Here is a 9,799-nt window from a genome sequence, read left to right as displayed (position 1 = left end):
CGTGGCGCCACCACAGCGCCAGGCCAATCGCCGCGCACGCCGCGGCGCCGCCCAGCGCGGCAGGCAGCCACGCGGGACGGGCCGCGCTGCGCGCCGCATACGCATCGATGGTCGGCGCATGGACATCCGGCGCGGCGCCCAGTTGGCGCTCCGCCTGGGCTTTTTTCAGGGCTTCAAGTATGTAAGACATGGTTTATTTTCCCGCCACCGCAGTTGCCACCGTTGCCGTCCCCGCCGCGCGGGTCAGGTGTGGCTCTTGCATACCGGCCAGTTGCTGCAGCCGGATCATGGTTTTCGGTCCCGCCACGCCATCGACTTTCAATCCCTGCGCCTGCTGGAATTTCCGCAGCAGCTGCAAGGTGGCGCCATCGAGGGGACGGTTGTCGCGCGGCTTGTTTGTTCCATTGATGTCGGCCAGGCGGCGCGCCAGCCAGTCGACGTCGGGACCACGGTCGCCTTCCACCACTTCGTCGCGCCATGCGCGGGGAGCGCGCCACAACGTCGTATAGGCGCCGTCAAAGCGCAGCGCCAGCGTGGCGGGCGCCATGGTTTCCGTCTTGCCTCCCACCTGCAATACCGCATTGCGCTCGTCCAGGCTGGCCAGCAGCGCATAGCGGGGCACGACGCCATCCGTCAATTGCAGCACAGCCGGACGGTCCAGTGCACGCAATTCATCCAACCCGCCCTTGCCGCGCAGGCAACGCAAATTCAGCCTGGCGGCGGAAGCACAAAAATCGCCCTCCGGCACGTGCTGCCCCCACAGCGCCGCCAGTTGGCGCAATGCCGCATCGCCCCCCGGCGTGGCCTCGGCGGACTGCGCCGGCGCACCTTGCGCCACGGCAGGAGCGGTTCCCGGCATGGCGGCGGACACCTGCCCACCCTGCGAACCGGCTCCCGCCGTGGATACGGTGGAGGGAGCCGTCGCGCCAGGCAAGAACTGCCACGCCGCGGCGCCCGTCAGCGCAGCGCCAGCCAGCACGCCGGCGGCCGCATAGTGCCAGCGGCGGCGCGCCGACTGCGGCGCCGATGCCATGTCCGCGAACACTTCGGCGCCGGCGCGGCGCAGGATGGCGCGCGTCACCGTGTGCGTGTTTTCCACGTACGCGCCCAGCAATGCCCGGTCGCACAACAGGTTGATACGGCGCGGCACCCCGCCCGTCATGCCATGGATAACAGACATCAGCGGACGCGGGAACGGTGTCCCATGCGCGCCCGCCACCGCCAGGCGGTGGCCGATGTAGCTGCCCGTTTCCTCCACCGACAGCGAACCCAGGTGGTAGCGCGCAATCACGCGCTGCGCCAGTTGTTCCAGCTCGGGACGGGCCAGCATGGCGCGCAACTCCGGCTGGCCGATCAGGATGATTTGCAACAGCTTGCGCTCGGACGTTTCCAGGTTGGTCAGCAGCCGCAATTGCTCCAGCACCGCCGCCGACAGGTTTTGCGCTTCGTCGATCACCAGCACGTTATTGCGCCCGGCCGCGTGACTGGCCAGCAAATGGCGGTTGATGGCGTCGATATACCCTTTGACGCTGTGCGCCGCATGGTCCGGCAGCGCGATGCGGAACTCTTCGCACACCGATTGCAGCAATTCTTCCACCGTCAGGCGCGGATTGAAGATGTAACCCAGCTCGCAATTGGCGGGAATCTGCTCCATGAAGCAGCGGCAAACCGTGGTTTTCCCGGCGCCGATTTCGCCCGTCAGCAGCACAAAGCCGCCGCCGCTGCCCACGCCATACAGCAAATGCGCGAGCGCTTCGCGATGGCGTTCGCTCATGTACAGGTAGCGCGGGTCGGGCGCGATGGAAAACGGCGACTGTTTCAGCTGGAAGAATTGCGTGTACATGAAGCCCCTGGCGCCTGTCCCGGCGCCGGCGCCTCACCTTAACGCGGGCGGCAGCGGCTTGAACTTGGCGCAGTAAATCTTGGATTTGCGGTCGAAATAAACGATCCTGCTTCCCGGCCTGGTTTCCCGGACTGGAAAGCGCGAATTGTCAATTTTCGCATACCGGACGCCGCTTTGTGCAGTCACGGCCTGTTCCAGCAAATCCGGCGTGGTTTCCGCCACGGCGCCGACGAACACCAGCGGCCACGTATCGTCGCTGACCATCACTTCGCTGATCTCGGTATCCCACAGCCGCGCATCGGGCGTACGGAACCACCAGGCGCCGCCGTCACGCTTGTACGGCGGGCCAAAGAAACGCACCATGTAATCGTAAAACGGCTGATTGACGGTCTGGTCGTTGCACAGCAGCGCGCTGCCGATCACCGTGCCAAACGTGGTGGGCGTGACCGCGTGCGCGGAAAAGGACAGCACGGCGGCAAGCAGCGCGCCGCCCTTGAGGAACGAATGCAACGGCATGTCAGGTCTTGGACAGCCACGCGCGGTTGGCGCTGATTTTCGCCTTGGCGGCGGCCGGCAGCGCCTCGTAGCAGCCGGGATATTGCTTCAGCGCGCCTTCGCGGACTTCCTTTTGCTGGCCATTGATCAGGAAAACGTACAGCGTTCCGCCTTCGCCGGTTTTTCTGGTCCCGAGGTATTTGATCATGTTGTTTCTCCTGTGCTGGCTGAGCCATGCACCACTTGCATGCATTATGACACCATCCGTATAGGGTGCGCCGCTTCCTTTGGTATCGGCAACCCGACAGGAAAACTGTAATCGTTACAAGGCAGACAACCATGGATCGGCAGCCGGATCGGGAAACGCTTGTGTCATGAAATCAACAAACGCCCGTACCTTGGCCGACACCAGCTTGCGGCTCGGATAAACCAGCAAGACTTCCAGCCGTCCCGTGCAATATTCCGGTAACAATTGCACGAGTTTTCCCGTGCTCAAGTCGTCACCCAGTGTGTAGGAAGTACGCAACATGATGCCCATGCCGGCCAGCGCCGCCTGGCGCAACACTTCGTTGCTGTTGGAAATCATCTTGCTGACGATGGGGACACGGATTTCCTTGCCGTTGCACTGCACGCGCCACGCGTGGTGGCGCATCTGGTCGAAGGAGTGGTTCAGGCAATCGTGGTCCGACAAGGCCTTGGGCGCCAGCGGTGCGCCGCGCCGCCGCACATAGTCCGGCGAGGCCGTCAGGATCACGGTGGAACTGCCCAGCGGCCGCACGATCATGTTGCCATCGACCTTTTGTACGCCGATGAAAATGCCCGCATCATAGCCGTCTTCCACCAGGTCAACGGTGCGGTCCGCCAGGGTCACATCCAGCACCAGGCCGGGATGGGCGGCGGCAAAGCGGGGCAGCATGTGCGCCAGCTGGGACTGGCCGAAATTCGGGTGGCAATACAGGCGCAAGGTGCCTGTGGCCTTGCAGGCCGCCTCCGATGCGGCGGCATCCGCCTCGTCGATATCGGCGAGGATCTGGCGCACGCGGTCCAGGTAGCCGTTGCCGGTTTCCGTCAGCGACAGCTTGCGCGTGGTGCGGTTCAGCAGACGCGTCCCCAGGTGCTGTTCCAGGTCCGCCACGTGGCGCGTCACCACGGCATTCGACATCTCCAGCGCCATGCCGGCGCGGGCAAAACTGCCCTGCTCCACCACCTTGGCAAACACGCGCATCGATTGCAGCCGGTCCATACCACCACCTCCATTATTTCCAATACAGGAATTGTGCATTGCGATTATTCGCCTTTTTTGCTGACATCGCAACGATTAAACTGGCAACATCAAAACATCGTTCGACCTGAAGGAGCCTGACATGAATACCAAACACACCATCGCCGCGCTGGCCATTACCCTGCTGGGCGCCACGTCATCCTTTGCCGCCGACACCCCGGCCGAGGCGAAACAGGCGCCGCAAGCGGACAGCAAAAAACCCGTGCTGCTGGCAAGCGCCTCGACCACGGCCAACACCACCACGGCCGCCACGGCCGCCGTGACCGCCGTGGCCGCCAAGCCGGTTGGCCGCACGCGCGAAGAAGTGCGCGCCGAAGCAGCCGAAGCCGTGCGCAACCACCGCTCGACGATGTCGCAGCAATACGACCTGTTGAAGTAATCGACAATATGGTGCCAGGCCCTGTTTACTCGACATTACAGGGCCTGGCCCCTGATCCTGACTCGACATTACAGGGCCTGGCCCCTCTTGAGCGGCCGGAGCGGGGCGGCAACATTTCAGCGCCCATTTTTTGCAGCTGATCCCCCGAAATCGCGCTTTCATCCCTTTCCGCACGCCATCGTCCGGCATTTAGCATATTGTTCACACACTTAATTTGAGGTGTGACAATGAACCTGATAAAAACCACCGCCGTTGTTTCCGCCCTGATCCTGGCCGGCCTGGCCCAGGCCGACAACAAGGAAGACAAGTCCCCCGCCACGGAAACCCGTCCCGTCAGCGCCTTCAGCGCCATCGAACTGGCCGGCCCGTTCAACGTGGTGGTGACCGACAATGGCCAGGCCGCGCTGACGTTGCGCGGCACCCGCCGCCAGCTGGACAACATTGAAACCAAAGTGGAAAACGGCACGCTGGTGGTGCGCTCGCTGAAAAAGCAGGGTTTCACCATCAACATCGGCCGCTCGCCGGACCCCGCCACCGTCACCATCAGCGCCGCCGGCCTGCAAAGCTTGCGCAACGCCGGCAGCGGCGACGTGAAAATTGAAAAAGTGCATGGCCAGCAATTCGCGCTGACGTCGTCCGGTTCCGGCGACGTGCGCGCCGAAGGCGCCGTCACCAACCTCGTGGTGCGCGGCACCGGCAGTGGCGACATGGACTTGCGCTCGCTGCGCTCGGCCAGCCTGAACGTGCAATTGAGCGGTCCCGGCGACACGCACATCGGCAACGTCACGCAAGACGTCAACCTGGACATCGGCGGTTCCGGCGACGTCGACATGCATGAGCTGAAAGTATCGACCATCAATGCGTCGCTGCACGGTCCCGGCACCGTCACCTTGCGCGGCAGCAGCCGTGAAATCCGCGCCGAAGTCGCCAGCTCCGGCGACCTGGAAGCGTGCAGCCTCAGCGTGGAAAACGTTTCCGCCGTCCTGCGCGGCCCCGGCAACGCGTGCATCGCCGGCAACATCAAGAAATTCGATGCGGAAGTGCATGGTTCCGGCGACCTCAGCGCCCGTGGCTTGCAAAGTAATAACGTGCGCGTGATCCTGGACGGCCCCGGCAGTGTCGACCTGTCCGGCAGCAGCGCGACCCTGAGCGCGGAAGTCAACGGTTCGGGCGACCTTAATGCGAAAGACCTGGTGGTCTCGCGCGCCGTGACCCGCAACCGGGGCCCCGGCAATATCTACCTGAAGAAAGTCAGCGATACCCTGGACGCGGAAGTGCGCGGCTCGGGCGATCTGAAAACCACCACGCAATGTGAAAAGGTCAAAGTCACGATGAGCGGCCCCGGCCAGGTCGTGCTCGACGGCACCACCGCCACCCTGGACGCCCACCTGACCGGCTCCGGCAACCTGGAAGCGCGCAACCTGCTGGCCAAGCAGGCGGAAATCCAGGTGCACGGCCCCGGCAACGCCACCGTCAATGTGCAGGGCCAGCTCAATACCGGCCATACGCGCAGTTCCAACAACGCGCCCCGCGTCGTCATGGTCGACCGCAGCGGCGTGCGCGAGCGGAACTAGACAGCTCTCCCCTTTCTGTCCTTGTGCCCGGCCCATGCCGGGCTTTTTTTTGTTTACACGCCCCCATGCCACTGAAAAATTGGCATTAGGCCAGACCAGATGCAATACCAAATTTAAAAAACATCTTTCACAATAAAAACAATTACTTAGCACACACATAGCAACAAATTACGCTAGTCCACTTCATCATTTTTTAATACCAGTTAAATACCTGTTGACAAGCTGGTTAGGCAAACTTATAGTGCCCCACAGCTTCTCATCTCGGATTACAAAATGATCGAATTCTTCATCGGCGTCGACGGCGGCGGCAGCGGCACCCGGGTGCGTATCGAGCGCAGCAACGGTGTGCCAGTGGGCGAAGGCGACAGCGGCCCGTCCGGCTTATTGCACGGCATTAAAAATGCATGGAACTCGGTGGAAGATGCGGCCGCCAAAGCGTTCCAGGCCGGCGGCCTTGACGTGCCGCCACGTGGCGTGGTCGCCATCGGTCTGGGCCTGGCGGGGGTGCATAACCCGCAGTGGGCCGGCAATTTCATCGAAGCGAATCCGGGCTACGCCGCCGTGGCGCTGGAAACCGACGCTTACACCACGGTGCTGGGGGCGCACAGCGGCAAGCCGGGCGCCATCATTGCGCTGGGCACGGGCAGCGTGGGCGAAGTGCTGCTGCCTGACGGGACGCGGCGCGAAGTGGGCGGCTGGGGCTTCCCCGCCGGCGATGAAGCCAGCGGGGCATGGATGGGTTTATCCGCTGTCAACCACGTGCAGCAGGTACTCGATGGCCGTGTACAGGGCGGGGCCTTTGCCATCGCGGTGGCGGTGGCGTGCGGCGGCGAGCGCCACGCGATCCAAGTATGGCTGGCCAACGCCACACAAACCAGTTACGCGAAGCTGGCGCCGATCGTGCTGCAACACGCGAACAATGATCCCACCGCGCGCGAAATCCTGCTGGAAGCAGGCCGCCAGGTGGACTTGATTGCCACCGCGCTCGATCCGGAACGCAAGTTGCCGATCGCGCTGTGCGGCGGCCTCGGCGAACCGATGCGCGCTTACCTGCCGGTCGACTTGCTGCACCGTATCGTGCCGCCGCAGGGCGATTCGGCGGCAGGCGCGTTGCGTTTGATCCGCAAGAAAGTTGAAGGCTAATTTCCCCTTTTATATAAGAGAGAAGAGAGGCAAAACCATGCTCGATCAGTTGAGCGATTTCAGGCCGGATCACACCAGCGACACGCCGCTGTACATGCAGTTGGCCAACAAGCTGTCCGATAGCATCACCTGCGGAGACTGGCGCGCCAATGAAGCGCTGCCGTCCGAACGGGTGCTGTCTGAAATTCTCGACATCTCGCGCGTCACGGCGCGCAAGGCGATCGACTTGCTGTGCGACCGCGGCATGCTGACCCGCAAACGGGGTTCCGGCACGTATATCACGCCGAAACTGGAACAGCCGCTGTCGCGCCTGACGAGTTTTTCCGAAGAGCTGCGCCAGCGCGGCTTTACGGCGGGATCGCGCTGGCTGCAGCGCGAACTGGGCGTGGCGGCGCCGCTGGAATTGCTGTCGCTGGGCTTGTCCCCCAACATGCCGGTCGCGCGATTAAAGCGCTTGCGGACGGCGGACGACGTGGTGATGGCGATTGAAACGTCGACCATCCCGGCGACCTACATGCCGAACCCGCACAGTGTCACGGGTTCCCTGTATGGCTACCTGGAAGCGAATGGCACGGTGCCCATGCGCGCGCTGCAGCACATCCGCGCGGTCAATGCGAATGCGGAACAAGCCCGGCTGGCCAACATCCAGCCCGGCGAAGCGATGCTGCACATTACACGCGTGAGTTACCTGGAAAACGGCGCGGCCGTGGAGCTGACCCACTCCTATTGCCGCAGCGATTATTATGAATTTGTAGCGGAGTCGCGCAGATGAGCGGTGCAACAATCCAAGGCAATATCCTGACCCCGACTGGCTGGGTCCATGGCGGCATCACGTTTGATGAACGCATCGCGGCGGTGCAAGGCGCGCCGTCCAATCCTGACACGAATGGCGATGACTATATCCTGCCCGGCTTTATCGACCTGCACGTGCACGGCGGCGCCGGCAAGGATGTGATGGAGGGCGGCGACGCCGTTCATACGATTGCACGAATCCATGCGCGGCACGGCACCACCAGCCTGCTGGCCACCACCATGACGGCGCCGCAGGACGAGATCGACGTGGCGTTGACCGCCATCGGCAAGGCCGTCCGGCAGCGCGGCAAGAACGAATCGCGCGTGCTGGGCGCGCACCTGGAAGGGCCGTACATCAATTCCGGAAAACTGGGCGCGCAGCCGAATTTCGCGCGCGCCGCCACGCTGGCGGAAGTGCAGCGGCTCGAAGCGCTGGCGCCGTTGAAAGTCATCACGGTGGCGCCGGAAATCGCCGGCCACCTGTCACTGGTGCGCGAACTGGCCGCCGAAGGCATGCGCGTGCAGATTGGCCACACGCTGGGTTCCTATGACGATGGCGTGGCCGCGCTGGAACATGGCGCATCGGGCTTCACGCACCTGTTCAACGCGATGAGCGGCTTGCACCACCGCGAGCCCGGCATGGTCGGCGCCGCGCTGGCCCATGCGGAATATGCGGAACTGATTCCGGATTTGCTGCACGTTCATCCAGGCGCGATCCGCACCGCGCTGCGCGCGATACCGCGCCTGTACTGCGTTACCGATTCGACGGCCGCCACGGGCATGCCCGATGGCGAATACATGCTGGGCCGCCATACCGTGCACAAATGCATGGGTGGCGTACGCCTGCCGGATGGCACCCTCGCGGGCAGCACCCTCACACTGGACCAGGCGCTGCGGAACCTGGTCGGACTCGGCCTGCCGCTGGCGGACGCCTCGGCCCGGGTTTCAACGCATGCTGCCGATTACCTCGGCTTGCAGGAGCGCGGCCGTCTTGCGGCCGGCGCATATGCCGATCTGGTGGTACTGGATCGCGATCTCACCATCAAAGCCGTTTATATCGAAGGAGAACGTTGTGACCTCAATGATGCTTAAAGAAGCCCTGTCCGCCGCCGAATGCGTCGCGCTGCAACTGGCGAATGACGCCGACCGCTACGCGGAGCTGGGACGCAAATTGAGGAGCACGCCGTACTCCACCGCGCTGACCGTGGCGCGCGGCAGTTCCGACCACGCGTGCAATTACATCGCGTACCTGATCATGGCGCGCCTGGGCCGCGTGGTGGCGTCGTTGCCGATGTCGTTGGTCACCTTGCACAAGTCGCCGCTGATCACCCGCGATACGCTGACCATCGCCGTGTCGCAATCGGGCCAGAGCCCGGACGTGGTGGAACCGATCCGCTACTTCCGCGACGGCGGCGCCACCACCGTGGCGCTGGTCAACGACATCACGTCGCCGCTGGCCAACGCCGCCGAATGGGCGATGCCGCTGCACGCCGGCAAGGAACAATCGGTGGCCGCCACCAAGAGCTTCATCACCAGCCTGGTGGCCGGCGCCCGCCTGGTGGCGCAATGGCAGAACGATCCGGAATTGCAGGCCGCGCTGGCGGCGCTGCCGGAATCGCTGTCGCAGGCGGGCCAGCTGGACTGGTCGCCAGCCATCGACGTGCTGGCCCCGGCCAAAAACATCATGGTGGTGGGCCGCGGCATTTCGTTCCCGGTCGCACTGGAATCGGCATTGAAGTTCAAGGAAACCTCGGCACTGCAAGCGGAAGCGTTCAGCGGCGCGGAAATCAAGCACGGCCCGATGGCGCTGATCGATGAAGGCTACCCGCTGCTGATCTTCGCCACCCGCGGCCCGACGCAGGCCGGCTTGCTGGCGCTGGCCGATGAAATGCGCGGCCGTGGCGCGCGCGTGCTGCTGGCCGCACCGGATGACGTGGCGCAGCGCGACCTGACGTTGCCGGTCGCCGCCACGCCGGACCTGGACCCGATCGTTGCGATCCAGGCGTTTTACGTGATGGCGGCCAAGCTGTCGGCCGCGCGCGGACTGGATCCGGACAAGCCACGCCACCTGAGCAAAGTCACGAAAACCAATTAAGAAACCCAGGAAACGGGACGCAACTCCGTAGGGCGGGTTTTACCAACCCGCCACGCATGCGCCGACGCACATCATGCAAGGCGGATTCGACGAACCCGCCCGACAGGCTGACCATGAAGACCAGATTATTGCTTACCGCTGCAATGGCGCTGGCCATGGGAGCAGGCCCGGCTCCGGCTTTCGCTGAAAAAATCGA

Annotated in this window: 10 protein-coding genes and 1 pseudogene; 6 read left to right on the top strand and 5 right to left on the bottom strand. The window is 63.7% G+C overall.

All coding sequences use genetic code 11. The features are described 5' to 3' along the window. The 5 genes and pseudogenes from GJ700_RS32305 to GJ700_RS32285 form a co-directional block, all read right to left on the bottom strand. Nucleotides 1-190, bottom strand: a pseudogene (locus tag GJ700_RS32305) (general secretion pathway protein GspB); the annotation flags it as partial. 3 nt (nucleotides 191-193) lie between these two features. Then, the gene (locus GJ700_RS32300; RefSeq protein WP_154381872.1) at nucleotides 194-1,843 is read right to left on the bottom strand and encodes an ExeA family protein; all 1,650 of its coding nucleotides are present in this window, start codon (nucleotides 1,841-1,843) and stop codon (nucleotides 194-196) included. Between the two features lie 33 nt (nucleotides 1,844-1,876). Further along, the gene (locus GJ700_RS32295) at nucleotides 1,877-2,359 is read right to left on the bottom strand and encodes a hypothetical protein (protein WP_154381870.1); all 483 of its coding nucleotides are present in this window, start codon (nucleotides 2,357-2,359) and stop codon (nucleotides 1,877-1,879) included. 1 nt (nucleotide 2,360) lies between these two features. Then, complete coding sequence (locus GJ700_RS32290) at nucleotides 2,361-2,546, bottom strand: hypothetical protein (RefSeq protein ID WP_154381868.1); 186 nt, start codon at nucleotides 2,544-2,546, stop codon at nucleotides 2,361-2,363. A gap of 114 nt (nucleotides 2,547-2,660) precedes the next feature. Beyond that, the gene (locus GJ700_RS32285; protein WP_154381866.1) at nucleotides 2,661-3,581 is read right to left on the bottom strand and encodes a LysR family transcriptional regulator; all 921 of its coding nucleotides are present in this window, start codon (nucleotides 3,579-3,581) and stop codon (nucleotides 2,661-2,663) included. A 121-nt stretch (nucleotides 3,582-3,702) separates the two neighbouring features. Here GJ700_RS32285 and GJ700_RS32280 point away from each other — a divergent pair, with 121 nt between their 5' ends. The 6 genes from GJ700_RS32280 to GJ700_RS32255 all read left to right on the top strand — a co-directional run bounded on the left by GJ700_RS32280 (nucleotide 3,703) and on the right by GJ700_RS32255 (nucleotide 9,603). Continuing rightward, a complete protein-coding gene (locus GJ700_RS32280; RefSeq protein WP_154381864.1) occupies nucleotides 3,703-3,999 on the top strand; it encodes a hypothetical protein in 297 nt (98 codons plus the stop codon). A gap of 227 nt (nucleotides 4,000-4,226) precedes the next feature. Continuing rightward, nucleotides 4,227-5,573, top strand: coding sequence for a GIN domain-containing protein (locus tag GJ700_RS32275; RefSeq protein ID WP_154381862.1), 1,347 nt, complete (start codon nucleotides 4,227-4,229; stop codon nucleotides 5,571-5,573). Between the two features lie 273 nt (nucleotides 5,574-5,846). Beyond that, nucleotides 5,847-6,716 (top strand): glucosamine kinase nucleotide-binding domain-containing protein, encoded by an 870-nt coding sequence (locus GJ700_RS32270; RefSeq protein WP_154381860.1) that lies wholly within the window; start codon nucleotides 5,847-5,849, stop codon nucleotides 6,714-6,716. 37 nt (nucleotides 6,717-6,753) lie between these two features. Next, nucleotides 6,754-7,488, top strand: a complete 735-nt coding sequence (locus tag GJ700_RS32265; protein WP_154381858.1) for a GntR family transcriptional regulator — start codon at nucleotides 6,754-6,756, stop codon at nucleotides 7,486-7,488. Then, complete coding sequence (gene nagA / locus GJ700_RS32260; protein WP_154381856.1) at nucleotides 7,485-8,600, top strand: N-acetylglucosamine-6-phosphate deacetylase; 1,116 nt, start codon at nucleotides 7,485-7,487, stop codon at nucleotides 8,598-8,600. The genes GJ700_RS32265 and nagA overlap by 4 nt, the downstream gene beginning before the upstream one ends. Continuing rightward, nucleotides 8,590-9,603 (top strand): SIS domain-containing protein, encoded by a 1,014-nt coding sequence (locus GJ700_RS32255; protein WP_154381854.1) that lies wholly within the window; start codon nucleotides 8,590-8,592, stop codon nucleotides 9,601-9,603. Before nagA ends, GJ700_RS32255 begins: the two co-directional genes overlap by 11 nt. Nucleotides 9,604-9,799 lie beyond the last annotated feature (196 nt).

Source organism: Pseudoduganella rivuli (assembly GCF_009674485.1).
Classification (GTDB): domain Bacteria; phylum Pseudomonadota; class Gammaproteobacteria; order Burkholderiales; family Burkholderiaceae_D; genus Rugamonas; species Rugamonas rivuli_B.
Note: the sequence above shows the minus strand (reverse complement) of the source record. Positions and strands in the feature narration are given on the sequence as shown.

Bases quoted from the DNA above. Each gene is read 5' to 3' on its own strand.
- GJ700_RS32300 (WP_154381872.1), bottom strand. From the start codon at position 1,843: ATGTACACGCAATTCTTCCAGCTGAAACAGTCGCCGTTTTCCATCGCG.
- GJ700_RS32295 (WP_154381870.1), bottom strand. From the start codon at position 2,359: ATGCCGTTGCATTCGTTCCTCAAGGGCGGCGCGCTGCTTGCCGCCGTG.
- GJ700_RS32290 (WP_154381868.1), bottom strand. From the start codon at position 2,546: ATGATCAAATACCTCGGGACCAGAAAAACCGGCGAAGGCGGAACGCTG.
- GJ700_RS32285 (WP_154381866.1), bottom strand. From the start codon at position 3,581: ATGGACCGGCTGCAATCGATGCGCGTGTTTGCCAAGGTGGTGGAGCAG.
- GJ700_RS32280 (WP_154381864.1), top strand. From the start codon at position 3,703: ATGAATACCAAACACACCATCGCCGCGCTGGCCATTACCCTGCTGGGC.
- GJ700_RS32275 (WP_154381862.1), top strand. From the start codon at position 4,227: ATGAACCTGATAAAAACCACCGCCGTTGTTTCCGCCCTGATCCTGGCC.
- GJ700_RS32270 (WP_154381860.1), top strand. From the start codon at position 5,847: ATGATCGAATTCTTCATCGGCGTCGACGGCGGCGGCAGCGGCACCCGG.
- GJ700_RS32265 (WP_154381858.1), top strand. From the start codon at position 6,754: ATGCTCGATCAGTTGAGCGATTTCAGGCCGGATCACACCAGCGACACG.
- nagA (WP_154381856.1), top strand. From the start codon at position 7,485: ATGAGCGGTGCAACAATCCAAGGCAATATCCTGACCCCGACTGGCTGG.
- GJ700_RS32255 (WP_154381854.1), top strand. From the start codon at position 8,590: ATGATGCTTAAAGAAGCCCTGTCCGCCGCCGAATGCGTCGCGCTGCAA.